Here is a 25,831-nt window from a genome sequence, read left to right as displayed (position 1 = left end):
AGGACCGTGAAACGACTCCACGCCGATGATAGTGCGGATTCCCGTGTGAAAGTAGGTAATCGTCAGGCTCCCCTTAAAAACCCCTTGCCAGTCGCCTGGCAAGGGGTTTTTGCTTTGCAGGCGCGCTTGAGTGTTGCTTTTGCCTGCCTCCGAAAATGAAGCCTTGGGATGCATGGACGACCCCATGCTCGGCACGGGCGCAATGCGCTGGGGGCGTTGACCCGCGCACAGCACAACATGCAGCTTTGTCCCTGTTGTTCCACTGCAATGAGGTGAAATTCCCTGTAGATGGACGGTCACTTCTCGCTTAGCATTCCCTCCACGGGGTTAGTGCAGTTTGGGGAGCAAGACGGGTGGTGAATCCAATTCGAAGCAGACGCCATGCAATTCGGCGTTCGGGACGTGCGTGCGTGATCGCCGCCGCCGTGGTCGCAGGAGTCAGCGGATGCGCGCAGCTGGATCCGAAGCATGAGGTGCCGATTTCGGTGCCGATTTCCCACGCCGCGCCGTCGCACCACGACGACATCGCCCCCCTTTCTGCTGTCACGACTTCGGACGGACTGCCTCCGCACTGGGAGACCTATCTCGTCACGCGTAACAAGCGGCTGACAGCTTACGAACAGATGGCCGACAATGACGGCATTGCCGTCATTCGTGCGCGGGTCGACGGATCGGCCTCTGGTATCGCGCAGAAACTCGATATCCCGGTTTATGCCGGTACGAAACTGGCGTGGCGTTGGCGTGCCGATGCGCTTCCCGCCGACGCCGACATCCGCACGAAGCGTTTCGATGACGCCCCCGTCCGTATTGCTCTCGCATTCGACGGTGACTCGGGAAAGCTGACCGTGCAGGATCATCTGCATCGCGAGCTGGCTCGTCTGGTGAGCGGCCGCGATCTTCCCTACGCGACGTTGATATACACCTGGGGCGACGGGAAGTTCGCCAAGGACGAGATCATTGCCAACCCCTATACCGGACGTATTCGCTCCGTGGTCGTCGAGCGTGGCGAAGCGAATCTCGGTAAATGGTTGGTCTATTCGCGTGACATTGCCAGCGACTACGAGCGAGCGTTCGGTGAACCACCGGGGCGTCTGATCGGTATTGCGATCATGAGCGATGGTGACAACACGCAATCCAAATACACCGCCTGGTACGGGGACATTCGTCTGGACACGGACGCGATTCCGACGACAACAGCCGCCAAATAATCAGACGTTCGCGACAAACGTAAGAAACGTGAGAAACGAAAAAAGGCCGGCAAGTCATTTTGCCGGCTTTGTTCATTCTTCCGTGCGGACCAGGCCGTGGAGCGTCATTGATTGCGGGCGAAGTACGTCTCGACCAGCTTTACCCAATAGGTGCCGCCCAGCGGCAACAGGTCATCGTTGAAGTCGTAGCTGGCGTTGTGCAGGTTGCATGGGCCAAGGCCGTGACCATGGTCGCGGTGCGAACCGTCGCCATTTCCGATGAAAACGTACGCGCCGGGCTTCTCGAGGAGCATGAAAGAGAAGTCTTCCGCGCCCATCGTCGGCTCGACCATGTCGTTGACGTTTTCGTCGCCCACGACCTGGCGCATGACGTCCGCGCACAGGCTTGCCATGGCGGGATCGTTGATCGTGGGCGGGTAATTGCGATGGAACTCGACGTTGGCCGCGCAGCCGAGGCCCTTGGCCACAAACTCCGAAATTTCGCGCATACGCGACTCGATCAGATCGAGCACCTCGATCGAGAACGTGCGAACCGTTCCGCCGAGCCATGCTTCGTCGGGCACTACGTTGGTCGTGTCACCGGCATGGATCTGCGTGATGGACAGCACAGCCGAGTCGATGGGGCGCTTGTTGCGGGAGATGATGCTTTGCAGCGCCTGGGCCACGTGCACCGCGGCGAGCACGGGGTCGATGCCGGCATGGGGAATGCCAGCGTGCGTTCCCTTGCCGCGCAAGGTGATCTTGAACTCATTGCTCGACGCCATCATCGGGCCGGGGGTCACGGCAAATGTGCCGCTCGGCGTGCCGGGCCAGTTGTGCATTCCGAAAACCGCTTCCATCGGGAAGCGCTCGAATAGGCCGTCCTTGATCATTTCGCGGGCGCCGCCGCCGCCTTCTTCGGCAGGCTGGAAAATCAGATAAACGGTGCCGTCGAAATGGCGATGCTTCTGCAGATATTGCGCCGCAGCAAGCAGCATGGCCGTATGTCCGTCGTGCCCGCACGCATGCATCTTGCCTTCATGCTTCGACGCGTGTTCGAACGTATTCGCTTCGTGAATCGGCAGTGCGTCCATGTCGGCACGAAGGCCGATCGCACGGTCGCTGGTGCCGTTCTTGATGATGCCGACCACGCCTGTCGTGCCGAGGCCCCGGTGAATCGGGATGCCCCACTTGGTCAGCGTATCGGCAACGATGTCCGACGTCCGTTTCTCTTCGAAGCAAAGCTCCGGGTGGGCATGGATGTCACGTCGGATGGACTGAATTTCGCCGCGGGCGGCGTCGATTTCTGGGATCAGCTTCATGTCGGGTTTTCCTGCGGAGCGCAATGGCCCATCTTACCCCTAATGGACGGGTATGACACCCTGGCTGGGAATCGGCCGAGCGGCGCCCCGGAAACGGCCGAAAAACGCCCTGATGCGCCGCGCGGCGGGGCAGGGCGCGAACGAACGTAATACAATAGCGCCAACGTCCCCACTGTCCCCTGGCGACGTATTTGCGTAGAGAAAAGGAGTAGTGATGACGACCGAAGCCCACGTCGTTCGGGCCGCATGCCCGCATGACTGTCCCGATACGTGCGCGCTGCACGTAACGGTGGAGAACGGCGTTGCGATCAAGGTTCAGGGCGATCCCGACCATCCGACGACCAAGGGCGTGTTGTGTACGAAAGTCGCTCGCTACACCGAACGGACCTATCATCCCGAGCGCCTGCTGCACCCGCTAAAGCGTGTCGGCCCGAAAGGCAGCGGCCAGTTCGTGCGGGTAAGTTGGGACGAGGCGCTCGACGAGATTGCCGCTCGGCTCGGGGCCATCGCGGCACGCGAGCCGGAAGCGATCCTGCCGTACAGCTACGCGGGCACGATGGGTTTCGTGCAGGGTGAATCGATGGCGGCACGATTTTTCAACAAGATTGGCGCGTCGGAGCTCGATCGCACCATCTGCGCGAGTGCAGGCGCGGCCGGCATGCGTTACACGTATGGCGCGGGCGTGGGCATGCATGTCGAACATTTCGTCGACAGCAAGCTGATCCTGATCTGGGGCAGCAACCCGATCACCTCGAGCGTGCACTTCTGGGCGATCGCGCAGGAGGCGAAGCGCCGTGGGGCAAAGCTCATTGCCATTGATCCGTATCGTTCTCTGACGGCCGAAAAATGCCACCAGCACATTGCGTTGCTTCCCGGCACCGATGCTGCGCTCGCGCTCGGCATGATGCACGTTCTGATCAATGAGGATCTTGTCGATCACGAATACATCGCGCGTCACACGGTCGGATATCCTCAGCTCAAGGAGCGTGTGCGGCGCTATACGCCATCGCGCGTGGCGGAAATCTGCGGAATCAGTGAAGACGTCATCATCGCGCTGGCGCGGGAATACGCTAGCGTCAGGCCTGCGGCGATTCGCCTCAACTACGGCATGCAGCGCGTCCGGGGCGGCGGGCAGGCCACGCGCGCGATCGCATGCCTGCCGGCGTTGATCGGCGCCTGGCGCGATCCGGCAGGCGGGCTGCTGATGTCGACGTCCGGCTTTGCGCCGGTGGACGGCGTGGCTCAAGCCCGTCCGGATCTGCGGCCCAGGCAGGACCGGCCGCCGCGTGTGGTCAACATGAGCGCCATTGGCGATGCGTTGTGCCATCCGGGCGGTGGAACGTTCGGGCCGAAGATCGAGGCGGTCATCGTCTACAACAGTAACCCGGTCGCCGTGGCCCCCGAGTCGGCCAAGGTTGCCGAGGGTTTCGGACGCGAGGATTTGTTCACGGTCGTACTCGAACATTTCCAGACCGATACCGCTGACTATGCTGATTTCGTGCTGCCGGCCACGACACAGCTCGAGCACCTCGACATCCACAAGGCATATGGCCACACCTATCTGCTGGCCAACAACCCCGCGATCGCCCCGCTGGGCGAAGCGAAACCGAATTCGGAGATCTTCCGTCTGCTGGCGAAGCGGATGGGCTGGCAGGAGCCATGCTTTTCCGACACGGACGATGACCTCGCGGCACAGTCCATTCGCTGGAACGACGCCCGCATGGCGGGCAGCAGTTGGGAACAGCTCAAGCGCGACGGCTGGATCCGCTATGACCTTCCCGAAGCACCGTTCGCCAACGGTCAGTTCTATACCCCGTCGGGCAAGTGCGAGTTCTATTCCGAGCGGATGCTGGAGGAGGGTTTCGACCCATTGCCGGATTGGGTGCCGCCCTACGAATCGGCTGCCAGCAATCCGGCGTTGGCCGAGCGCTACCCGTTGGCGATGATTTCGCCGCCGGCGCGCAACTTCCTTAATTCAAGCTTCGTAAACGTCGACAGCCTGCGCGCCTCGGTAGGGGAGCCGACGCTCGACATCCACCCGTCAGACGCTGCCCCGCGAGGGATTGCCGACGGTGACATCGTGAAGATCTTCAACGATCGGGGCACGTTGAACGCGAAGGCCCGCGTCACCGATCGTGCGCGGGAAGGCGTGGTCGTCGGCCTGTCGATCTGGTGGAAGAAACTCGCGCCGGATGGCAAGAACGCCAATGAGGTCACGAGTCAACAACTGACCGATCTCGGACGCGCGCCGACGTTTTACGATTGCCTCGTCGACGTGGCGCCGTTATAACGCGGCATCGGCGGCAGCAATGGCGGGCGTCGACGAGGGGCAGCGCATGGGCCGTCAGCATTTCAAAAAGGTACCGCAGGCGTTCGGTCTGCCGCTGTGCCGGGCGATGTCCATGATTGCCGCACTGCCGGCGACGCGGGCGTGTCGCGCGTTAGCGGCCGTGGCAGTGAACGGACTGCTGTTCGCGCTGGCGGGATGCAGTCAGGTCGGATACTACGCGCAGTCCATCAACGGACACTTCACCGTGCTGCACAAGGCACAGCCAGTGGCAGACCTGCTGGCCGACCCGTCGCTCGACCCGCGCCTGCGTGCGCGGCTTGTCGAGGCCGAACAGATTCGAAGCTATGCCGTGACGTCGCTGGGTGAGCCGGACAATGGCAGCTATCGCAGCTACGCCGATCTGAAGCGGCCCTTCGTTGTCTACAACGTGTTCGCCGCACCCCCGCTCTCCCTGAAGCTCCATGAATCATGCTTGCTGGTCGTTGGCTGTGTGGAATATCGCGGGTATTACTCGCGCGAGTCCGCCGAAGCATACGCGGCTGAGTTGCACCGCGACGGTTGGGAGACGTTCGTCGCGGGTATTCCGGCGTACTCGACGTTGGGGTATTTCGACGATCCGCTGCTCAATACCTTCATTTACCTGCCGCGCGCGGAAGTCGCCCGCATGATCTTCCATGAGCTCGCGCATCAGATACTGTTCGTTCGGGGAGACACGGCGTTCAACGAGTCGTTCGCCGTGGCGGTGGAGACCGTAGGCGTGCGCCGATGGCTGAGCGAGCACCCCGATGCCGCCATGGAGTACGAGCGCTACGACGCGCACCGGCGCCAGTTCCGCAAGCTGGTCGACGGCTATCGGAAGCGTCTGGAGACGCTGTATGCCAGTGCTGCGTCAGATGCCGATAAAGCGGTGCAGAAAGACGCCTTGTTCGCCGCCATGCGCGCGGACTATGACGCTCTGAAGCGCTCATGGGGCGGATACCAAGGCTTCGATCTATGGTTTGCCAGTGACCTGAACAATGCGAAGATCGGCTCCTTCGCCACCTACAACCAATGGGTTCCGGCATTCATGGCGCTGCTTGCGCAGGAACACGACGATTTGCCAAGGTTCTATGCGGCCGTCAAGGCGATGTCGAAACGCCCGGAGGCCGAGCGCAACGCGGCGCTCACAACGCTGGACCATACGCCGGCCGCGATGGCCGCGAGAGCCATGATGGACACGCCGGTACAGGCCGGGCGATGACAGGCCGCCCCTGAGAGGACGGCCGTGCGTTCCCTGCGCAAGCGCTGGATGTCAGTCCAGGTAAGTCGAGAACGGAAAGGGGCTTCTGCGGCCCCGTGCAAAAGAATGGTCGTGGCCGAGCGGCAGGGGCAGACTACGACTGGCGCCGCGCTCGACGCACGGCGGTTTCGCTCGGCGACGATGACGATACGATCGCCTAATGGCACGGGCGCGCGAGCCAGCGCAGGCGGGGTATCGGCGGGGTATCGCTCAGCCGATCACCGTCTTGAGATCGCCCAGCAGGCCGTACAGCTGTTGTCGGCGGTCTTCAGGAAGACGTCCCAGGCGCGCTTCGATCCACTGCTCGTGAGCCCGTGCCATATTGGAAAAGGCTTTTTTGCCTCGCGGTGTGAGCTTGATGAGGAAGGCCCGCCGATCGTTGACGACCGTTTCGCGCGTCACCCAACCTTCCTTCTCCAACTGATCGGTGATACCGGTCACGTTCCCGCCGGTGACCATCATCCGCTTGCTCAGCTCGCCCATCTTCAATCCCTCGGGATGACGGTCGAGCTGCGCGAGTAAATCGAAGCGCGGCAGCGTGCAGTCGAACTCCTGGCGCAGGCGCGAACGAATGTCCGTCTCGATCATGTTGGCGCAGGTGAGGAGCCGCAACCACAGGCGCAGTGCGTCGTGCTCGCGATCGTGGGCGCGCGTTTCGAGATCGAGAGAGTCCGAGTCGGCGAGGCTCATGGTCAAGGGAGCAGAAATTTACAGTATGGAAATTTTAGGTTTGAAATAAACGTGAGGTCAAGATGGGGATGTACGGGGGGGTGTGAGATGCACGAGCGGCGCGCTACGGCGAAGCGGCACGGCAATAAAAAAGGGCACCCGAAGGTGCCCTTTTCGTCAAAGCTTAAGTGACAGAAACTGTCAGCTTAGAACTTGTGACGGATACCAGCCGTAACGGCGAACTGGTTGGCGCTCGAGCTGGCCGGTTGACCGTTCAGCTGTGCCCACGAACCGTTCGTGGCGTGTTGCCAGTTGCCAACCAGGTACGTGTCGGTGCGCTTCGACAGGAAGTAGTCGACGCCCAGGTTGACTTGGTGCCACTTCGGCGACACTTCAGCACCACCGCTGTTGTACAGATTGGCTGCAACGGTGTTGCCGCTCAGCTTCGACCACGTGTAGGTGTACGACAGACCCAGTTGCAGAGCCGGCGTCAGCATGTACTTGGCGTTGGCTTCGATGTTGTCGAACTTCCAGCTGCCACCACCCACGCCCGGCAGGTAGTCGAACTTCGAGTGGCTGTACACCAGGCCGACGGTTGCCGGGCCGAATGCGAACGAGCCGCCCGCTGCGTAGATTTGTTGCTTGTCCACGACGCTGGTCGTTGCTGCGGTGCCGACCGTGCCGTTGTTCCATGCGCCGACTTCGTTCAGGTTGGCGTAGTCGCCGTTGATAGCGCCAGCCGTGCCGTTACCCGGCGTACCGATGTACAGATAACCAGCGCCCAACGTCAGCGGACCATTGGCGTAGCCCAGACCGGCCGACCATGCGCGGTTGTTTGCGAAGCCGCTGCCGCCGCCGTTGTTCGACTGGTTCGAGAAGCCATACAGGCCGCCGAACGTGAAGCCAGCGTAGTTGGCGCTCGTGTACTTGACCGAGTTGTTGATACGGAACGAGTTGTTCAGGTTGTCGTTATCGAACGGGTGAGCGCCCGAGAACGTTGCCCATTGGCTGCCGACAGCCAGCGGACCAACGAAGTCAACCACGGAGTCGTATTGACGACCGATGGTGACCGTACCAGCCGTAGCGCTGCTCAGACCAACGTAGGCCTGACGACCGAACATGCGGCCACCTTGACCCAGCGTGCCGTTACCCAGCGAGAAGCCGTTTTCCAAGACGAAGATCGCCTTCAGACCGCCGCCGAGATCTTCAGCGCCCTTCAGGCCCCAACGCGAACCTTGCAGGTTGCCGTTGCTGAACTTGAAGTTCTTGCTGCCGCTGGTGGTGTTTGCGTTGTTGCCAGCGTTGACTTCGTTGCTGACGTACGAAATGCCAGCGTCGATGATACCGTACAGGGTCACGCTGCTTTGTGCGTGAGCAGCGCCAGCGAATGCGCCGAGCACACCCAGAGCGAGAAGCGACTTTTTCATTGAGTGATCTCCAAAGGATTGTGAGATTTGTTTAACAAGGTCACTAGTGATAACGTCCTTGCTAATCAACTTCGCGAGAAGTTGGACGTAATGTAACAAATTCACTGTGGCCGGCAAAGGAAAAGGCCGGTTTTACGCGGGTTTCCGGCGCCCTTTGTTTCGTTTACGCAACAGCCCGGAAACCGGCGTCCGGCGGGCATTTCGCGCCTTTGCGCCCGCGCAGGGCGCGCCGGGCAAAGGCGCGTATCATGGACGGTGTGCGTGGAAGAATCGTCCTGCGTTCCACATAGTGAAAGATTTGGATGGGTTGAAAGTACGATGTTCTCCGACAGTCTGATCTCCGAGCTTGACCGTGGCCTGCGAGCGATCGCGGGCGTTACCCGGGCTTCGCGCCCGACGCCCGTGCCCCCTTCCTATATAGATGACGACGTCAGCGAAGCGCCGGCGGGCGACGACGCGCTTTCGCCGCGGGAGCGCCGCCACGTCGCGGGTCTCATGCGGGTGAACCACGTCGGCGAAGTCTGCGCGCAGGCGCTGTATCAGGCGCAGAAGCTCGCGACGAAGCGGCCCGAGCTGCGCGCTGCCTTCGAGCATGCGGGCAGGGAGGAGGAGGACCATCTTGCGTGGACCGCCCATCGCCTCTCGGAACTGGGCTCGCGCCCCAGTCTGCTGAATCCGCTCTGGTACGCCGGCGCGTTCGCAATCGGCTTCGTCGCGGGCAAGTGTGGTGACAGGGTCAGTCTCGGCTTCATGTCGGAGACGGAGCGCCAGGTCGAGCATCATCTTGAGGGTCATCTTGACGACCTGCCCGCCCACGACACGCGCTCGCGCGCCATCGTCGATCAGATGCGCATCGACGAAATCGAGCACGGCCAGGCCGCGCGGGATGCCGGCGGCGTCGAACTGCCCGTGCCGGTGCAGCGCGCCATGCGCGCCGCCGCGAAGGTCATGACGACGACCGCCTACTATATATAGAACGTCTGCGCCGTATTCCCCCGATCGACCCCTCATCCGGTATCGAACTTCCCTCGCGTGACGCCGCCGCCCGGCACAGCGCCGGCTTTCGCTCGGCGTGAGCGCGCACTCCCCGGTATCGATAGTGATGGCGGGCCTCCCGCGAGGCGACGCCGAAAGTTTGAGGTTCCACTTTCACTATCGCGTTTATGTCTTTAATTTTCCTGACAAAATTCCGTTTTCCGGCTTTAGGAAAGTGCGCTAAGTCATTGTTCTGTCTACCAAATTTCCTCCGAAAAACGGGTGAAAAGCTTGACCGCCCAAACACTCTCCTCTAAAGTGGGAAATAGTGTGAGAAAGTGTATTTTTGTGTGGCGTAAGGCACGAAATCTTTCTCTTTCGGCATGACGGGCAGGCGGACGAAACCTCACGGGAGCGCACGTGTTTCAGGGAGCCTCGGCACTTTCACTGGATGCGAAGGGACGGATGTCGATTCCGGCCCGGCATCGTGACGTGCTGCAGGGCGAAGCTGAAGGCAAGGTGACGATCACGAAGCACCCGGACGGATGTCTGTTGCTGTTCCCGCGTCCCGAATGGGAGATCTTCCGCGGCAAGATCGCCGCACTGCCGATGGACGCGCACTGGTGGCGGCGCATCTTCCTGGGCAACGCAGCCGACGTCGAGATGGATTCGGCCGGGCGTGTCCTGGTGGCGCCGGAGTTGCGCGCGGCCGCGGGCATGGACAAGGAAGTCATGCTGCTGGGCATGGGCAGTCACTTTGAACTCTGGGATGCCGCGACGTACACCGCCAAGGAACAGGCGGCGATGGCGCAAGGTATGCCGGAAGCACTCAAGAACTTCACTTTTTGACAGGTCAGGTGGTCCGACGAGCATGGCGCACGCGGTGGAAACGGTAATGCAGCACCGCACGGTCCTGCTGGAGGAGGCCGTGGATGCCTTGCTGTGGCGCGACGACGGCGTCTACGTCGACGGCACGTTCGGCCGCGGCGGGCACAGTCGCAGGCTACTGGAGCGGCTGGGCGCCAAGGGGAGGCTGATCGCATTCGATAAGGACCCCCAAGCGATCGCGGAGGCGGCAAAGATTGCCGATCCGCGATTTTCGATTGAGCACGACAGCTTCGCGACGTTGCGCGAAGCGCTGGCCCGACGCGGTATCGGCAAGGTGTCGGGCGTTTTGCTGGACCTGGGCGTCTCGTCGCCGCAGTTCGACGATCCCGCGCGCGGATTCAGTTTTCGACTCGACGGTCCGCTCGACATGCGCATGGATCCCACGCGCGGCGAGTCGGCTGCCGATTGGCTGGCCCGGGCAACGCTGGAAGAAATGACGGAGGTCATCAAGGACTATGGGGAAGAACGGTTTGCTTTTCAGATTGCAAAGGCGCTTGTTGCTCGCCGGGCAAACGCCGACCGCCTCGGCCCACTCGTCAGCACTCGGGAGCTTGCCGAGATCGTGGCTGGCGCCGTCAAGACCCGTGAGAAGGGCAAGGACCCGGCAACACGTACCTTTCAGGCTCTACGGATTCACGTCAATCAAGAGCTTGCGGACCTGCAGATAGCACTCGATGTGGCGGCCGATGTCCTCGAAACGGGAGGCAGACTCGTGGCGATCAGTTTTCATTCGCTGGAAGATCGTATCGTGAAGCGCTTCATGCAAGCGCACGCGAGCGCGCCGGCGGTGGATCGCCGCGTGCCCCTGCGCGCCCACGAAATTCCGGAGCCGCCCTTCAAGACCGGTCGCAAGATCAAGCCTTCGGCCGCCGAGATCGAAGCCAACCCGCGCGCGCGCTCGGCGATCATGCGCGTCATGGAGCGGGTGTCGACATGAGCCGGCTCAACATCCTCCTGCTCGCGCTGCTCATCGCGTGCGCCCTCTCGCTCATCAACGCGCAATACCGCGCTCGCGGCACGTTCGTCGAACTCAACCGCGAGCAGGCGCTCGAGCACCAGTTGCTGCAGGACTGGGACCGTCTCCAGTACGAGCAAAGTGCGCAGAGCAAGAGCGCGCGCATCGAAAGCGTGGCCCGCAGCGACCTGAAGATGCAGGCCGTCTCGCCGGGCCGCACGCAGTATCTGTCCGCCCCCGCCGGCAGCGCGGGCGCGATGATCGACGTACCGGTGCCCACCGCGAGCGCCGCGTCCGCCCCCGCAAGCGGAGGCAAGCGATGATCCGCCGCAAGGACGCCAAGGCCAAGACCAAGGACGTGCAGTTCTCCGCGAGTCCGGTCCTGTCCGTTCGCCTGCCGATGTGGCGCTCGAAGATGCTCGTGTTCATGATCTTCGGCGCGTTTGCGTCGCTGGTCGCCCGCGCCTTCTGGATTCAGGGCCCGGGCAACGCCTTCTATCAACGCCAGGGCGAGAGCCGTTACGAACGCACACTCGAGATGTCCGCCACGCGCGGCAAGGTGTTCGACCGTAACGGTCAGGTGCTCGCCACCAGCCTCCCCGTCAAGGCCATCTGGGCCATTCCCGAAGACGTGCCAGACGACGTCTCGCCGCAGAAGGTTCGCCAGTTGGCAAAGCTGCTCGAGATGAGCGAGCCGGACCTGCGCCGCAAGCTCAACCAGGAAAAGAGCTTCGTGTACGTGAAGCGTCAGGTGCTGCCGGACGTGGCCAAGCAAGTCGCCGACCTCGACATTCCCGGCATCTACCAGCGCAAGGAATACAAGCGTTTTTATCCGGAAGGCGAAATCGCGGCGCATATCGTCGGCTTCACCAACGTCGAGGACATCGGCCAGGAAGGCGTCGAGCTGTCGATGCAGAAGGCGTTGGCCGCGACCCCGGGCAGCCGCCGCGTGATCAAGGACCGGCTCGGGCGCGTGGTCGAGGATCTCGACATCCTCGCGCAGCCGCGCGACGGTCACGACATCACCCTGTCGATCGACAGCAAGATCCAGTTCCTCACCTACAGCGAACTCAAGGACGCCATCGAGCGCACCGGCGCGAAGGCCGGCAGCGCCGTGGTGCTCGACGTCCGCACGGGCGAAGTGCTCGCGCTCGCGAACCTGCCCACCTACAACCCGAACAACCGCACGAACCTGACCGGCGCACAGCTGCGCAATCGCGTCATCACCGACACGTTCGAGCCCGGCTCGATCATGAAGCCGATCACGATCGCCGCGGCCATGGAAAACGGCTATGTCAAACCGTCGTCGACGGTGATGACGACCGGCCGCGCCAACATGTTCGGCGCGACGATCACGGACACGCACGACTACGGCCTGCTTACCGTGCAGGGCGTCATCCAGAAGTCGAGCAACATTGGCACCGCGAAGATCGCGCTGCAGATGAAACCGCAGGAAATGTGGGACATGTTCACGAGCGTCGGGCTCGGTCAGGCGCCCAAGATCGGCTTTCCCGGCGCCGTGGCGGGCCGGCTGCGGCCAGCCAAGAGCTGGCGCCCGATCGAACAGGCGACGATGGGCTACGGCTATGGCCTGTCCGCGTCGCTCATTCAGCTCGCGCGCGCCTACACCGTGTTCGCTCACGACGGCGAATTGCTGCCCATCTCGATTTACAAGACCGATGGCAGCGTCGTGAAGGGTACGCCGGTGATCTCCCCAGCCACGGCGCGCGAAGTGCGCAAGATGCTCGAGATGGTGACGTCGCCGGGCGGCACGGCCACGCGCGCGCAGGTCGTCGGCTACCGCGTGGGTGGCAAGACCGGTACCGCGTACAAGCAATCGGGCCGCGGCTACGACAAGAGCAAGTACCGTGCATCGTTCGTCGGCATGGCGCCGATGTCGGAGCCGCGCATCATCGTGGCCGTCACGCTCGACGAGCCGGGACGCGGTTCGCATTACGGCGGCGTGGCAGCCGGTCCGGCATTCGCCGCGATCGTCGGCGGCACGCTGCGGGCGTTGAACGTGGTGCCGGATTCGCCGGTGACGAAGCTCGTCGTGAGCGACAAGGTCGAGGAGAGCGAGCCATGGGCACCGTGACGCCGACGCCTCGGAACCCGGCCACGCTGGCCATGATCGCGGACGCCGCCGAGCGCGCCGTGCTCGCGCAAGCCTGGGACTGGCTGCGCCGCACGGTGCCCGCTGGCGCCACGCTGCACGCCGACAGCCGCCGCGTGGCGCCGGGCGACGTGTTCGTGGCCTACGCGGTGAAGGGCGCCGACAGCCGGGGCTTCATCGCCGACGCGGTCGAGCGCGGCGCGGCCGCCGTGCTCTGGCAGAGCGACGGCTTCACGTGGCCGGCAGCGCTTGCCGGCCTTGCCAACGTGCCGCAATTCGGCGTGCCGCGTCTCGACTGGCTCGCGGGCCCGCTCGCGGCGCTGTGGAACGGCGAGCCGAGCGTCGGCATGACGGTGCTCGGCGTGACCGGCACGAACGGCAAGACGTCGTGCAGCCAGTGGCTCTCTCAACTGCTCTCGAAAGCGGGCACGCGCAGCGCCGTGATCGGCACGCTCGGCAGCGGCTTTCCCGGCCATCTGACGGTCACCGGCTTCACCACGCCCGACGCCGTGCAACTGCAGCGCAGCCTTGCGGACCTGCGCGGGCAGGGCGCGGCCGCCGTCGCGATGGAAGTCTCGTCGCACGGCCTCTACCAGGGCCGCGTGAACGGGGTGGCGTTCGACGTCGCCGTGTTCACCAACCTCACGCAGGACCATCTCGATTACCACGGCACGATGGCCGAGTACGAAGCGGCAAAGACGCGCCTGTTCGACTGGCCAGGACTGAAAGCGGCCGTCATCAACCGTGACGACGCGATGGGGCGGCGCCTGCTCCAGCGTCTGGCCGGCAAGACGCCGGTCTACGAATTTGGCATTCACGGCGACGCGGGCTCGGCGCACGGCAACCGGGTGCTGCGCGCCGAAGACGTGCGCGCCACCACGTCTGGCACGCGTTTCACGCTGCATATCGACGACCAGAGCCAGCAGATCACGATCCCGCTCATTGGCGAATTCAACGTGAGCAATGCGCTCGCCGTGCTGGGCGCGGCGCTGGCTGCCGGCGTGCCGCAGGACGTTGCGATCGCCGGGCTGGCAACGCTCACGCCGGTGTCTGGCCGCATGGAGCAGATCGGCCAGCCGGGACAGCCGCTCGTCGTCATCGATTACGCTCATACGCCCGACGCGCTCGACAAGACACTCCACGCCCTGCGTCCGGTGGCAGCCGCACGCGGCGGCAAGCTGGTGTGCGTGTTCGGCTGCGGCGGCGATCGCGACGCGGGCAAGCGCCCGCAGATGGGCGCGGTGGCCGAGCGTCTGGCGGACGCCATCGTGCTCACGAGCGACAACCCGCGCACGGAAGCGCCGGCTGACATCATTGCGCAAATCGCCGCCGGGCTCGCACAACCCGACGCCGCGCGCCGCATCGAAGACCGCGCGAGCGCGATTTTGCAGGCCGTGCGAGCGGCGCAGGCGGCCGATGTCGTGCTGATCGCGGGCAAGGGACACGAAAGTACACAGGAAATCATGGGCAAGAAACGGCCGTTCTCCGATCAGGAGCATGCGCGTCTGGCATTGGCCGCGCGTGCGACCACGGTACGCGGAGGTGGCGAATGACGATGTGGCAGCTGAGCGACGCCCAGGCCGCCGTCACCGGGTCGCGCGTGACGGGAGCGCCGTCCACGGCGTTCGCCCGCGTCGTGACGGACAGCCGTTCGGTGCAGCCGGGCGATCTCTTTGTCGCGCTCAAGGGCGAGCGCTTCGACGCGCACGACTTTCTCGCCGACGTGGCGCGCGCGGGCGCCGCCGCGGTGGTGGCCGCGCGCGTGCCGGACGGCTTCGGGACGCCCGCCCTCGTCGTGCCGGACACCCGCATCGCGCTGGGTGAGCTCGCCGCCGCATGGCGCCGCCGGTTCGCGATTCCCGTGGTGGCGGTGACCGGCAGCAACGGCAAGACGACCGTCAAGGAAATGATCTCGGCGATCTTCGCCGAAGCGGTCGGCGCCGACGCGCGCCTGGCCACCGCGGGCAACTTCAACAACGACATCGGCCTGCCGCTCACGCTGTTCCGGCTCAAGGCGGGCGACAAGCTCGCCGTGCTCGAACTGGGCATGAATCACCCGGGCGAGACGGCGTACCTCGCGCGCATCGCGCAGCCCACGGTGGCGGTGATCAACAACGCACAGCGGGAGCACCAGGAATTCATGGTGAGCGTAGCCGCGGTGGCCGAAGAGCATGCCGCCGTGCTCGCCGCGCTGCCACCCGAGGGCACTGCCGTGTTCCCGGCCGAGAGCGAGTTCGCGCCGATGTGGCGCGAGATCGCGGGCAAGCGCCGCGTGCTCGACTTCGCGCTCGATGCGCGCGCCGCCGTCTCGGGCCGCTACGACGTGGCCACACGCGTGCTGCGCGTGGCGTCCCCCGCCGGGGAGTTCGCGCTTACGCTGCCGCTGCTTGGCGAACACAACGCCCGCAACGCGCTGGCCGCGATCGCGTGCGCGTTGGGCGCGCACGTCGACACCGGGTCGATCGCGCGGGCACTCGAAGCGTTTGCGCCCGTCAAAGGCCGTCTCCAGGTGTCGACGCTCTCCAAGGGGCGTCTCGCCGGCGTCACGCTGATCGACGACACCTATAATGCGAACCCCGATTCGGTCCGGGCCGCAATCGACGTACTCGCTCAAACGCCGGCGCCGCGCGTGCTGGTGCTGGGCGACATGGGGGAAGTGGGCGACAACGGCCCGGCGTTCCATCGGGAAGTGGGCGAATATGCGGCGCAGCGCGGCGTCGATCGCCTGCTCGGGATGGGCGAGCTGACGCAAGCGGGCGTTGCCGCCTTCGGCGACGGCGGCGAGCATTTCGCGGACGTCGTGTCGCTCGTGGCCGAACTGAATGCCACATTGAGCGCGCCGGCGACGGTGCTGGTGAAGGGAAGCCGCTTCATGCGGATGGAGCGCGTGCTCGAAGCATTGCGCGCGACGAATGAAACCGCGGGCGGCGACGCCCCGGCCAAGTGATAAAGGATTGATGGAATGTTGCTGACGTTGGCGCAATGGCTGCAAGCGGATGCGAGCTATTTGCGCGTGTTCAACTACCTGACGTTTCGGGCCGTGATGGCAAGCCTCACGGCGCTGGTGATCGGGCTCGCTTTCGGGCCGATGGTCATCCGCAAGCTGACCGAAATGAAGGTGGGCCAGGCCGTGCGCACCGACGGCCCGCAGACTCACCTCGTGAAGTCGGGTACGCCCACGATGGGCGGTGTGCTGATTCTCATCGGCATTACCGTGGCCACGCTGCTGTGGGCCGATCTGAGCAACCGTTTCGTCTGGATCGTGCTGCTGGTCACCCTGGGCTTCGGCATCATCGGCTGGATCGACGATTATCGGAAGGTCGTCTACAAGGATCCGCGCGGCATGTCGTCGCGCGAGAAGTATTTCTGGCAATCGCTGATCGGCCTGTTTGCGGCGATCTACCTGGCGTTCTCGGTCTCCGAGACGAGCAACCTGAAGGTGTTCGAGCTGTTTATCGGCTGGGTGCGCGACGGTTTCCCGCTGGGATTGCCGCCGAAGGCCGACTTCATCGTGCCGTTCTTCAAGACGATGAGCTACCCGCTCGGCGTGTTCGGCTTCATCGCGCTCACCTATTTTGTCATCGTGGGCTCGTCCAACGCCGTTAACCTCACGGACGGTCTCGACGGCCTGGTCATCATGCCCGTCGTGCTCGTGGGGGCGGCGCTCGGCGTGTTCGCTTACGTAATGGGCAACGTGGTGTATTCGAAGTACCTGCTGTTCCCGCACATTCCGGGCGCGGGCGAGCTGCTCGTGTTCTGTTCGGCGATGTCCGGCGCGGGGCTGGCGTTCCTGTGGTTCAACACGCATCCGGCACAGGTCTTCATGGGGGACGTCGGCGCGCTCGCGCTCGGCGGCGCGCTCGGCACGGTGGCGGTGATCGTGCGTCAGGAAATCGTGCTGTTCGTGATGGGCGGCGTGTTCGTGGCCGAGACGCTGTCGGTCATGCTGCAGGTGACGTGGTTCAAGTACACGAAGCGGCGGTTCGGCGAGGGGCGACGCATCTTCAAGATGGCGCCGCTGCACCACCACTTCGAACTGTCGGGCTGGAAAGAAACGCAGGTGGTGGTCCGTTTCTGGATCATCACACTGATGCTGGTGCTGATCGGCCTGTCCACGCTCAAGCTGCGCTGAGCGCGGCGGCAGCAGGCAAGCGATGCATTCGCAGGTGGTTTTGAAACGATAAAAGGGAAAGAGCGACGTGTTCGGCGAGAAGTTTGGTGAATCCTGGCAACCGCGTGTCCTGATCCTGGGTCTGGGAGAGTCCGGCCTGGCGATGGCGCGTTGGTGCGCGCGTTACGGCTGCCGTGTGCGCACGGCCGACACGCGCTTTGCCTCGGCGGATTCGTCGAATGTGCCGCCGAACCTCGCCACGCTGCGCGCCGAGGCGCCGCAAGCCGAATTCATCGGCGGCGCGTTCGCCGACCGGATCGATGCATTGCTCGACGACATCGAGCTCATCGGCATCAGCCCGGGCCTCTCGCCGCTCGCGCCCGACACCGCCGCGCTGCTGGCCGAGGCCGCCGAGCGCGGCGTGCCGGTTTGGGGCGAGATCGAATTCTTCGCGCAGGCGCTGCGCCACATGCAGGCGACGAGCGGCTACGCGCCGAAGGTGCTCGCGATCACGGGCACGAACGGCAAGACCACGACCACGAGCCTCACGGGATTACTGTGCCGGCGCGCCGGCAAGCGCACGGCCGTGGCCGGCAACATCAGCCCGACCGCGCTCGACCGGCTTACCGAGTGCATCGCCGACGCCACGCTGCCCGACGTCTGGGTGCTCGAACTCTCCAGCTTCCAGCTCGAGACGACGCACTCGCTCGCACCCGACGCGGCCGCGATCCTCAACATCACGCAGGACCACCTGGACTGGCATGGCGACATGGCGTCCTATGCCGCGGCCAAGGCACGTATTTTCGGCGCGCAGACCGTGCGCGTGCTCAATCGCGACGATGCGCGCGTGATCGCGTTTGCGTCGCCCGAGGCCAACGTCGTGACCTTCGGCACGGGCAAGCCCGACGCCGTGGGGGACTTCGGCCTGGAGATGGAAGGCGGCATGTGGTGGCTCGTCGAGGGCTTCACGCGCGACGACGCGCCGCCCGCGCCCAGGCGCCGCAAGGCGCAGGCCGTGGAAGCGAGCGTCGAGGTGCTGGGCAAGCGCCTCATGCCGGCCGACGCGCTGCGCATCCGCGGCCAGCACAACGCGGCCAATGCGCTGGCCGCGCTCGCGCTCGCGCGCGCCATCGACCTGCCGATGGCCAAGCTGCTGCACGGCCTGCGCGAATACCCGGGCGAGCCGCACCGCGTCCAACTCGTGGCCACCCTCAACGAGGTGGAGTACTACGACGACAGCAAGGGCACCAACGTGGGCGCGACGGTCGCCGCGATCACCGGGCTGCAGAAGACGCTGCTGCTGATCGCCGGCGGCGACGGCAAGGGGCAGGACTTCTCGCCGCTGGCCAACCCGGTCGCGCACCATGCGCGCGCCGTGCTGCTCATTGGCCGCGACGCGCCGCTGCTGCGTGAAGCGCTGGCCGACACGGGCGTCGAACTGATCGACGCTCCCACGCTCGAAGCCGCCACGCGCGAAGCGGCCCGCCTCGCCCAGCCCGGCGACGCGGTGCTGCTCTCGCCGGCCTGCGCCAGTCTGGACATGTTCCGCAACTACGAGCATCGGGCGCAGGTGTTTCGCGACACCGTGGTTGATCTGGCCGCCGAGGCGGGGGTGATGCTATGAGCCGTATCAAGTCGTTCTTCAGCAAGAAGCGCCAGGCCGGCTTCGCCGGCGCGGGCTCGGCCACGGCCCCGGGCGCGGCGACCCATGCCGCGAGCCGCACGCTCAACGGCATCAAGCCGACGCGCTCGCGCATGCTCGAATACGACCACGCGCTGATGTGGGTGGTCATCGCGCTGCTCTCGCTCGGACTGGTGATGGTGTACTCGGCGTCGGTCGCGCTGCCCGATTCGCCGAAGTACAGCGGCTACTCGACGTTCCACTTTCTCGGCCGCCATATCGTGTCGCTCACGATGGGCCTCACGGCTGCGGCGATCACGTTCCGCATTCCGGTCAAGACGCTGGACAAGCTCGCGCCGAAGCTGTTCCTGCTCGCACTGGTACTGCTCGTGATCGTGCTGATCCCGCACGTGGGCAAGGGCGTGAACGGCTCGAAGCGCTGGATTCCGTTCGGCGTGCTCAACCTGCAGCCGTCCGAGATCATGAAGCTCGCGGTCACCCTGTACGCCGCGAACTACACCGTGCGCAAGCAGGAATTCATGCAGAGCTTCGGCAAGGGCTTCCTGCCGATGGGCATCGCCGTGGTGTTCGTCGGCTTGCTGCTGCTGCTCGAGCCCGACATGGGCGCGTTCATGGTGGTGGCCGCGATCGCGATGGGCATTCTGTTCCTCGGCGGGGTGAACGGCCGGCTCTTCGGCGGCCTGGCGCTCACCGCGGTGGGCACGTTCGCCATGCTGATCTGGCTCTCGCCATGGCGCCGCGAGCGGATCTTCGCGTATCTCGATCCGTGGCGCGAAGACTACGCGCTGGGCAAGGCGTACCAGCTCACGCACTCGCTCATCGCGTTCGGGCGGGGGGAATGGACCGGTGTGGGCCTGGGCGGCAGCATCGAGAAACTGCACTACCTGCCCGAAGCGCATACCGACTTCATCCTCGCGGTGATCGGCGAGGAGTTCGGATTCGTGGGCGTGCTCGTCGTCATCCTGCTGTTCTACTGGCTGGTGCGGCGCGCGTTCGAGATCGGCCGCCAGGCCCTCGCGCTCGAGCGCACCTTCGCGGGTCTGCTCGCCAAGGGCGTGGGCGTGTGGCTGGGCGCGCAGACCTTCATCAACATGGGCGTGAACCTCGGCCTGCTGCCGACCAAGGGGCTGACGCTGCCGCTGGTGAGCTACGGCGGCTCCGGGATCCTGCTCAACTGCGTGGCCGTCGCGATCCTGCTGCGGGTGGATTACGAGAACCGCGTGCTGATGCGGGGAGGCAAGGTATGACCGAGCGCGCAACCGCGATGCCCGCGCCGCAGACGAAGACGCGCACGCTGCTGGTCATGGCCGGCGGCACGGGCGGTCACGTCTTCCCGGGGCTCGCGGTCGCCAACTTCCTGCGGGTGCAGGGCTGGCGCGTGGTCTGGCTCGGCAACCCGAACGGCATGGAAGCCACGCTCGTGCCGAAGTACGACATTCCGATGGAATTCGTGAAGTTCGGCGGGCTGCGCGGCAAAGGGCTGGCGACCAAGTTCCTGCTGCCGTTCAACCTGCTGCGCGCGTTCTGGCAAAGCCTGGGCGCGATTCGCCGTGCGAAGCCGAGCGTGGTGCTCGGCATGGGCGGGTACATCACGTTCCCGGCCGGCATGATGGCCTCGCTGCTGGGCCGCCCGCTCGTGCTGCACGAGCAGAACTCGGTGGCGGGGCTCGCGAACAAGGTGCTCGCGCGCGTGGCGGACAAGGTGCTGCTGGCCTTCCCGGACACCATTGCGGGCGGCGAGTGGGTGGGCAACCCGATCCGCGCCGACTTCGACCACATGGCGCCGCCGGCCGAGCGCTACAACGCACGTAGCGGGCCGCTGCGCATTCTCGTCGTGGGCGGCAGCCTGGGCGCCACGGTGCTCAACGAGATCGTGCCGAAGGCGCTGGCCCGGCTGCCGCGCGAAGCACGCCCGGTCGTCACGCACCAGGCGGGCGTGAAACATATTCAGACGCTGCAGGCGAATTACGCCGCGGCGGGGGTGACGGTCGAAGCCGTGCCGTTCATCGACGACATGGTCGCGGCCTACGCGGCGGCGGATCTGGTGATCTGCCGCGCGGGCGCGATGACGGTGGCCGAAGTGGCCGCGGCCGGGGTGGCGGCGCTCTTCGTGCCGTTCCCGCACGCGGTCGACGACCACCAGACGACCAATGCGCGTTTTCTCGCCGACAAGGGCGCGGCAACGCTGATCGACCAGCGAGAGCTGTCGGTCGAGACCCTGACCGAGTGGCTGCGCCGTCAGACGCGCGAATCGCTGCTCGCGATGGGAGAAAAAGCCAGGGCGCTCGCCAAGCCGGACGCCACCGAGCAGGTGGCGCGCGTGTGCGCGGCCCTGGCCAAGGATTGAAATGAAACACATCGTCAAGCACATTCACTTCGTCGGCATTGGCGGCTCGGGCATGAGCGGCATTGCCGAGGTGCTGCTCAACCTGGGCTACCAGGTGAGCGGCTCCGATCTCGGCGAGAACGCGCTCACGCAGCGTCTTGCCAGTCTCGGTGCGCGCATCGCCCGCGGCCATGCGGCCGAACATATCGACGGCGCGGACGCCATCGTGGTGTCCACCGCCGTGACGGCGGACAATCCGGAGGTGCTGGCTGGCCGCGCCCGTCAGATCCCCATCGTGCCGCGCGCGCTGATGCTCGCGGAGCTCATGCGTCTGAAGCAGGGCATCGCGATCGCCGGCACGCACGGCAAGACGACCACCACGAGCCTGGTGGCGAGCGTGCTCGGCCAGGGCGGCCTCGATCCGACCTTCGTCATCGGCGGGCGCCTGAACAGCGCCGGCGCCAACGCGAAGCTTGGCACGGGCGACTTCATCGTGGTCGAGGCCGACGAGTCGGACGCTTCGTTCCTGAATCTGAATCCGGTCATCGAAGTCATCACGAACATCGATGCCGATCACATGGACACCTACGGGCACGACTTCGCGCGCCTGAAGCAGTCCTTCGTGGCGTTCACCCAGCGTCTGCCGTTCTACGGCATTGCCGTGCTGTGCGTGGACGACCCGAACGTGCGCGAGATCCTGCCGTTCGTCTCCAAGCCGATCGTGCGCTACGGCCTGTCGGAAGACGCGCAGGTGCGCGCCATCGACGTGCGCGCGCAGGGCGCTCAGATGCGCTTTACCGCGCTGCGCCGGTTCGGCGCCGGCGCCCCGCCGCTCGATATCACGCTGAATCTGCCGGGCGAGCACAACGTGCGCAACGCGCTGGCCGCCATCGCGATCGCGACCGAACTCGAGGTGCCCGACGCCGCGATCCAGCAGGCGCTGGCCGAGTTCAACGGCGTGGGCCGGCGCTTCCAGCGCTACGGCGAGATCGCGCTGCCCAAGGCGAGCGGAGCGGGCACGTTCACGCTGATCGACGACTACGGGCATCACCCGGTCGAAATGGCCGCGACGCTGGCGGCCGCGCGCGGCGCGTTTCCGGGCCGTCGCATCGTGCTGGCGTTCCAGCCGCATCGCTACACGCGCACGCGCGACTGCTTCGAAGACTTCGTGAAGGTGCTCTCCGAGGCCGACGCCGTGGTGCTCGGCGAAGTGTATTCGGCCGGTGAAGCGCCCATTGTGGCCGCCGACGGCCGTGCGCTCGCCCGTGCGCTGCGCGTGGCGGGCAAGGTCGAGCCGGTTTTCGTGGAGGATGTCGCGCAGTTGCCCGACGCCATTGTGCAAGTCGCCCGCGCGGGCGACGTCGTGATCACCATGGGTGCCGGCTCGATCGGCGCGGTGCCCGGCAAGTTGCAAGTCCAGCAAGGAGTTTGACGTGAGTGCTTTCGATCCGAAGCGTTTCGGCAAGGTTGGCGTCCTGATGGGCGGGCGCTCGGCCGAGCGTGAGATCTCGCTGATTTCGGGCAACGGCGTGCTCGAAGCACTGCGCTCGCGCGGCGTGGACGCCCACGCTTTCGACACCGGCACGCACGACCTGGCGGCGCTCGCCGCACAGAAGTTCGACCGCGTGTTCATCGCGTTGCACGGCCGTTATGGTGAAGACGGCACGCTGCAGGGCGCGCTCGAGCATCTGGGCATTCCGTACACCGGCAGCGGCGTGCTGGCGTCCGCGCTGGCGATGGACAAGGAAATGACCAAGCGCGTGTGGATCAACGAAGGGCTGCCCACGCCGCGCTTCACGATGCTGTCGGCCGACAGCGATTTCGACGCCGTCGCGCGCGACCTCGGTCTGCCGCTGATCGTCAAGCCGTCGCGCGAGGGCTCGACCATCGGACTGACGAAGGTCACCGACGCGTCCCAGTTGAAGGCCGCCTACGAGAAGGCCGCCGCGCTCGACCCCGACGTGCTCGCCGAGGAGTTCATCGATGGCGACGAGCTCACCGTGCCCGTGCTCGGCGTGGGCACGAAGGGCGCGGCCGCGGCGCGCTCGCTGCCGGTGATCCGCATCGTGGCGCCCGACGCGAACTACGACTACCAGAACAAGTATTTCAAGGACGACACCCGCTACGAGTGCCCGCCGCCGCTGTCGGTGTCGTTGCAGGAAGAGGTGCAGCGCCTCGTGCTGCGCGCGTACCTCGTGCTGGGCTGCCGCGGCTGGGCGCGCGCCGACGTGATGCTGCGCAAGCGCGACAACAAGCCGTTCCTGCTGGAGATCAATACGTCGCCGGGCATGACCGGCCACTCGCTGGTGCCGATCTCGGCGCGCGCGGCGGGCCTGTCATACGAAGACCTGGTGTTGGAAATTCTGGCCACCGCGACGCTCGACCTGCATCCGAACGCGCAGTGGAAGCCCGAGTAAAACCTTGATCGCGTTGAACAACGCCCTGATACGGAAAGCGAATCGCCATGTGGCACAACGTACGCCTGCTCAACGCCATCGCGAGTGCGCTCGTCGCACTCGTCGTGCTGGCGGCGCTCGCGGCGGGCGGCCACTGGCTGATCCAGCGGCCGATCTTCACGCTCAAGGCGATTCAGATCGATGGAGACGTGGCCCACATCAACGGGCCGACCTTGCGCGCCAATGCGGTCTCGCGCCTCAAGGGCAACTTCTTCACGATCGATCTGGACGCCACGCGGGCGGCGTTCGAGGCGGTGCCGTGGGTGCGGCATGCGAGCGTGCGGCGCGTCTGGCCCAATCAGCTTGCGGTGACCATCGAGGAGTACAAGCCGCTCGCCACGTGGAACGACGGCCGTCTGGTGAGTGTGGACGGCGAGCTTTTCGCGGCGAACCTGGCCGAAGCGGAGGACGACGGCAAGTTGCCGGAGTTCGCGGGCCCGCCGGGCAGCGAAAAGGATGTCACGGCGCGCTACTACGACTTCGTGAAGTGGTTCGCGCCGCTGAACATGAAACCCGAGGCGGTGACGCTGTCGAACCGGTACGCCTGGGGCGTGCGACTCGCCGGCGGGCTGCAACTGGCGCTGGGACGCGAGCGTACGCCCGAGACCCTGTCCACGCGCAGCCGCCGCTTCGTGCAGGCGTATCCGCAGGTGGCGGCACGCTGGGGCAACCAGATCGAGTACGCCGATCTGCGTTATCCGAACGGTTTTGCAGTACGGGCCGCGGGCATGCGGTTCTTGAGCGAAGAGCAGGCCAAGAAACTTGCCGCGACACCGCCGCAAAAGCGGGATTCGCAGAAGCCGGCGACGAAACCCGCCGCCCGGGCGCTGCGAAGCCAGTGAGACTTCAGGACTTACACACGCTATGAGCAAAGATTACAAGGATCTGTTGGTCGCCCTCGATATCGGCACGTCGAAAGTCGTGGCGGTGGTGGCCGAGCTGCGCCCTGAAGGCCGCTATGAAGTGATCGGCCTCGGCCAGAGCGAATCGCGAGGCCTGAAAAAGGGCGTCGTCGTCAACATCGAGGCCACGGTGCAGTCCATTCAGCGTGCGCTCGAAGAGGCCGAGCTGATGGCGGACTGCAAGATCACCAACGTGTTTACCGGCATTGCCGGCAGCCACATCCGCAGCTTCAACTCGAGCGGCATGGTCGCGATCAAGGACAAGGAGGTGACGCAGGCCGACGTGGCGCGCGTCATCGAGACGGCCAAGGCGATCAACATTCCGACCGATCAGCAGGTGCTGCACATCCTCACGCAGGAATTCATCATCGACGGCCAGGAGGACGTGCGCGAGCCGATCGGCATGAGCGGCATCCGTCTCGAAGTGAAGGTCCACATCGTGACCGGGGCCGTGTCGGCCGCCCAGAACATCGTGAAGTGCGTGCGTCGCTGCGGCCTCGAAGTCAACGATCTGATTCTGCAGCCGCTCGCCTCGAGCATCTCGGTGCTCACGGAAGACGAGAAGGAACTGGGCGTGGTGCTCATCGACATCGGCGGCGGCACGACCGACATCGCGATTTTCAGCGAGGGCGCGATCCGCCACACGGCCGTCATTCCGATCGCCGGCGACCAGATCACCAGCGACATCGCGATGGCCGTGCGCACGCCGACGCCGGACGCCGAGGACATCAAGATTCAGCACGGTATCGCCAAGCAGTCGCTGGCCGATCCGGACGAGATGATCGAAGTGCCGGGGTTGGGCGAGCGCGGTCCGCGCACGCTCTCGCGTCAGGCGCTCGCTGCGGTGATCGAGCCGCGCGTGGAAGAACTGTTCTCGCTCGTGCAGCAGGTCGTGCGCGAGTCGGGATACGAAGAACTGCTGTCCTCGGGCATCGTGCTCACGGGCGGCGCCGCGATGATGCCGGGCATGGTCGAGCTGGGCGAGGACATCTTCCTCAAGCCGGTGCGTATCGGGGTGCCCGAGTATGCCGGCGGCCTCGCTGACGTGGTGCGCAGCCCGCGCTACGCCACGGCGATGGGGCTGCTGCTCGAAGGGCGATCCCAGCGCATGCGCGGCCGCAAGGTCGCGGTGCAGTCGGGACAGGCGAACCAGGTCTGGACGCGCATGCGTGATTGGTTCTTCAGCAATTTCTGAAGCTGTTTTTTGAGGGGTGCGGATTCGGCATTGACGACACGCGTGGCTTACCCGAGCGACATGTGACCCGCGATTCCGGATCTGTTTTTAATTC

At 65.0% G+C, this 25,831-nt stretch carries 21 protein-coding genes; 18 read left to right on the top strand and 3 right to left on the bottom strand.

All coding sequences use genetic code 11. From position 1 onward, the window contains the following. Positions 1-410 precede the first annotated feature (410 nt). A complete protein-coding gene (locus CDN36_RS21870; RefSeq protein WP_287497895.1) occupies positions 411-1,208 on the top strand; it encodes a DUF3047 domain-containing protein in 798 nt (265 codons plus the stop codon). A gap of 104 nt (positions 1,209-1,312) precedes the next feature. Here CDN36_RS21870 and CDN36_RS21865 read toward each other — a convergent pair whose 3' ends face one another. Further along, positions 1,313-2,509 (bottom strand): M20 aminoacylase family protein, encoded by a 1,197-nt coding sequence (locus CDN36_RS21865; protein WP_287497894.1) that lies wholly within the window; start codon positions 2,507-2,509, stop codon positions 1,313-1,315. Positions 2,510-2,723: 214 nt separating this feature from the next. Between CDN36_RS21865 and CDN36_RS21860 the strand changes: the two genes are divergently transcribed. Continuing rightward, positions 2,724-4,799, top strand: a complete 2,076-nt coding sequence (locus tag CDN36_RS21860; RefSeq protein ID WP_287497893.1) for a molybdopterin-containing oxidoreductase family protein — start codon at positions 2,724-2,726, stop codon at positions 4,797-4,799. Between the two features lie 19 nt (positions 4,800-4,818). Then, positions 4,819-6,039, top strand: coding sequence for an aminopeptidase (locus CDN36_RS21855; protein WP_287497892.1), 1,221 nt, complete (start codon positions 4,819-4,821; stop codon positions 6,037-6,039). 249 nt (positions 6,040-6,288) lie between these two features. Here the strand turns inward: CDN36_RS21855 and CDN36_RS21850 are convergent, their stop codons facing one another. Both CDN36_RS21850 and CDN36_RS21845 read right to left on the bottom strand, forming a co-directional pair. Continuing rightward, a complete protein-coding gene (locus CDN36_RS21850; RefSeq protein WP_150557209.1) occupies positions 6,289-6,768 on the bottom strand; it encodes a MarR family winged helix-turn-helix transcriptional regulator in 480 nt (159 codons plus the stop codon). Between the two features lie 185 nt (positions 6,769-6,953). Beyond that, complete coding sequence (locus CDN36_RS21845) at positions 6,954-8,174, bottom strand: porin (protein ID WP_150557208.1); 1,221 nt, start codon at positions 8,172-8,174, stop codon at positions 6,954-6,956. 318 nt (positions 8,175-8,492) lie between these two features. Here CDN36_RS21845 and coq7 point away from each other — a divergent pair, with 318 nt between their 5' ends. From coq7 to ftsA, 15 genes are all read left to right on the top strand, one after another. Further along, positions 8,493-9,149: a 2-polyprenyl-3-methyl-6-methoxy-1,4-benzoquinone monooxygenase gene (coq7, locus tag CDN36_RS21840; protein ID WP_150557207.1), complete on the top strand. Its 657-nt coding sequence runs from the start codon at positions 8,493-8,495 to the stop codon at positions 9,147-9,149. 420 nt (positions 9,150-9,569) lie between these two features. Beyond that, positions 9,570-9,998 carry a division/cell wall cluster transcriptional repressor MraZ gene (gene mraZ, locus CDN36_RS21835; RefSeq protein WP_150557206.1) on the top strand — a complete coding sequence of 143 codons (429 nt, stop codon included), beginning with the start codon at positions 9,570-9,572 and terminating at the stop codon, positions 9,996-9,998. A 22-nt stretch (positions 9,999-10,020) separates the two neighbouring features. Beyond that, a complete protein-coding gene (gene rsmH, locus CDN36_RS21830) occupies positions 10,021-10,974 on the top strand; it encodes a 16S rRNA (cytosine(1402)-N(4))-methyltransferase RsmH (protein ID WP_150557205.1) in 954 nt (317 codons plus the stop codon). Continuing rightward, positions 10,971-11,315, top strand: a complete 345-nt coding sequence (gene ftsL, locus CDN36_RS21825) for a cell division protein FtsL (protein ID WP_150557204.1) — start codon at positions 10,971-10,973, stop codon at positions 11,313-11,315. Before rsmH ends, ftsL begins: the two co-directional genes overlap by 4 nt. Next, a complete protein-coding gene (locus CDN36_RS21820) occupies positions 11,312-13,087 on the top strand; it encodes a peptidoglycan D,D-transpeptidase FtsI family protein (RefSeq protein ID WP_150557203.1) in 1,776 nt (591 codons plus the stop codon). Before ftsL ends, CDN36_RS21820 begins: the two co-directional genes overlap by 4 nt. A 32-nt stretch (positions 13,088-13,119) precedes the next feature. After that, positions 13,120-14,658: a UDP-N-acetylmuramoyl-L-alanyl-D-glutamate--2,6-diaminopimelate ligase gene (locus CDN36_RS21815; RefSeq protein ID WP_287497897.1), complete on the top strand. Its 1,539-nt coding sequence runs from the start codon at positions 13,120-13,122 to the stop codon at positions 14,656-14,658. Further along, positions 14,655-16,052, top strand: a complete 1,398-nt coding sequence (locus tag CDN36_RS21810; protein WP_287497891.1) for a UDP-N-acetylmuramoyl-tripeptide--D-alanyl-D-alanine ligase — start codon at positions 14,655-14,657, stop codon at positions 16,050-16,052. The genes CDN36_RS21815 and CDN36_RS21810 overlap by 4 nt, the downstream gene beginning before the upstream one ends. A 15-nt stretch (positions 16,053-16,067) precedes the next feature. Beyond that, positions 16,068-17,237 carry a phospho-N-acetylmuramoyl-pentapeptide-transferase gene (gene mraY, locus CDN36_RS21805; RefSeq protein WP_150557201.1) on the top strand — a complete coding sequence of 390 codons (1,170 nt, stop codon included), beginning with the start codon at positions 16,068-16,070 and terminating at the stop codon, positions 17,235-17,237. Positions 17,238-17,304: 67 nt separating this feature from the next. Then, entirely contained in the window at positions 17,305-18,840 is a 1,536-nt protein-coding gene (murD, locus tag CDN36_RS21800; protein ID WP_353846878.1) for a UDP-N-acetylmuramoyl-L-alanine--D-glutamate ligase, read from the top strand. Continuing rightward, complete coding sequence (gene ftsW / locus CDN36_RS21795) at positions 18,837-20,105, top strand: putative lipid II flippase FtsW (protein ID WP_150557199.1); 1,269 nt, start codon at positions 18,837-18,839, stop codon at positions 20,103-20,105. Before murD ends, ftsW begins: the two co-directional genes overlap by 4 nt. Then, the gene (gene murG / locus CDN36_RS21790; protein WP_287497890.1) at positions 20,102-21,205 is read left to right on the top strand and encodes an undecaprenyldiphospho-muramoylpentapeptide beta-N-acetylglucosaminyltransferase; all 1,104 of its coding nucleotides are present in this window, start codon (positions 20,102-20,104) and stop codon (positions 21,203-21,205) included. The genes ftsW and murG overlap by 4 nt, the downstream gene beginning before the upstream one ends. A 1-nt stretch (position 21,206) precedes the next feature. After that, positions 21,207-22,616 (top strand): UDP-N-acetylmuramate--L-alanine ligase, encoded by a 1,410-nt coding sequence (gene murC, locus CDN36_RS21785; RefSeq protein WP_150557197.1) that lies wholly within the window; start codon positions 21,207-21,209, stop codon positions 22,614-22,616. A 1-nt stretch (position 22,617) separates the two neighbouring features. After that, the gene (locus CDN36_RS21780) at positions 22,618-23,601 is read left to right on the top strand and encodes a D-alanine--D-alanine ligase (protein WP_150557196.1); all 984 of its coding nucleotides are present in this window, start codon (positions 22,618-22,620) and stop codon (positions 23,599-23,601) included. A gap of 47 nt (positions 23,602-23,648) precedes the next feature. Next, a complete protein-coding gene (locus tag CDN36_RS21775; protein ID WP_287497889.1) occupies positions 23,649-24,482 on the top strand; it encodes a cell division protein FtsQ/DivIB in 834 nt (277 codons plus the stop codon). A gap of 22 nt (positions 24,483-24,504) precedes the next feature. Next, on the top strand, positions 24,505-25,737 hold the full coding sequence (ftsA, locus tag CDN36_RS21770; protein ID WP_010806905.1) for a cell division protein FtsA: 1,233 nt from the start codon (positions 24,505-24,507) through the stop codon (positions 25,735-25,737). The last annotated feature ends 94 nt before the right edge of the window (positions 25,738-25,831 follow it).

It is taken from the genome of Pandoraea sp. CB10b_02, from assembly GCF_002216225.1.
Classification (GTDB): domain Bacteria; phylum Pseudomonadota; class Gammaproteobacteria; order Burkholderiales; family Burkholderiaceae; genus Pandoraea; species Pandoraea nosoerga.
The sequence above is the reverse complement of the archived record's forward strand: the minus strand, read 5'-3'. Positions and strand labels throughout refer to the sequence as shown.

Excerpts from the sequence above, each read along its gene's own strand:
- mraY (WP_150557201.1), top strand. The coding sequence starts at position 16,068 with ATGTTGCTGACGTTGGCGCAATGGCTGCAAGCGGATGCGAGCTATTTG.
- CDN36_RS21775 (WP_287497889.1), top strand. The coding sequence starts at position 23,649 with ATGTGGCACAACGTACGCCTGCTCAACGCCATCGCGAGTGCGCTCGTC.
- CDN36_RS21810 (WP_287497891.1), top strand. The coding sequence starts at position 14,655 with ATGACGATGTGGCAGCTGAGCGACGCCCAGGCCGCCGTCACCGGGTCG.
- ftsW (WP_150557199.1), top strand. The coding sequence starts at position 18,837 with ATGAGCCGTATCAAGTCGTTCTTCAGCAAGAAGCGCCAGGCCGGCTTC.
- CDN36_RS21855 (WP_287497892.1), top strand. The coding sequence starts at position 4,819 with ATGGCGGGCGTCGACGAGGGGCAGCGCATGGGCCGTCAGCATTTCAAA.
- murC (WP_150557197.1), top strand. The coding sequence starts at position 21,207 with ATGAAACACATCGTCAAGCACATTCACTTCGTCGGCATTGGCGGCTCG.
- ftsA (WP_010806905.1), top strand. The coding sequence starts at position 24,505 with ATGAGCAAAGATTACAAGGATCTGTTGGTCGCCCTCGATATCGGCACG.
- rsmH (WP_150557205.1), top strand. The coding sequence starts at position 10,021 with ATGGCGCACGCGGTGGAAACGGTAATGCAGCACCGCACGGTCCTGCTG.
- murG (WP_287497890.1), top strand. The coding sequence starts at position 20,102 with ATGACCGAGCGCGCAACCGCGATGCCCGCGCCGCAGACGAAGACGCGC.
- CDN36_RS21845 (WP_150557208.1), bottom strand. The coding sequence starts at position 8,174 with ATGAAAAAGTCGCTTCTCGCTCTGGGTGTGCTCGGCGCATTCGCTGGC.
- CDN36_RS21815 (WP_287497897.1), top strand. The coding sequence starts at position 13,120 with ATGATCGCGGACGCCGCCGAGCGCGCCGTGCTCGCGCAAGCCTGGGAC.
- CDN36_RS21850 (WP_150557209.1), bottom strand. The coding sequence starts at position 6,768 with ATGAGCCTCGCCGACTCGGACTCTCTCGATCTCGAAACGCGCGCCCAC.
- CDN36_RS21860 (WP_287497893.1), top strand. The coding sequence starts at position 2,724 with ATGACGACCGAAGCCCACGTCGTTCGGGCCGCATGCCCGCATGACTGT.
- ftsL (WP_150557204.1), top strand. The coding sequence starts at position 10,971 with ATGAGCCGGCTCAACATCCTCCTGCTCGCGCTGCTCATCGCGTGCGCC.
- CDN36_RS21865 (WP_287497894.1), bottom strand. The coding sequence starts at position 2,509 with ATGAAGCTGATCCCAGAAATCGACGCCGCCCGCGGCGAAATTCAGTCC.
- coq7 (WP_150557207.1), top strand. The coding sequence starts at position 8,493 with ATGTTCTCCGACAGTCTGATCTCCGAGCTTGACCGTGGCCTGCGAGCG.
- CDN36_RS21820 (WP_150557203.1), top strand. The coding sequence starts at position 11,312 with ATGATCCGCCGCAAGGACGCCAAGGCCAAGACCAAGGACGTGCAGTTC.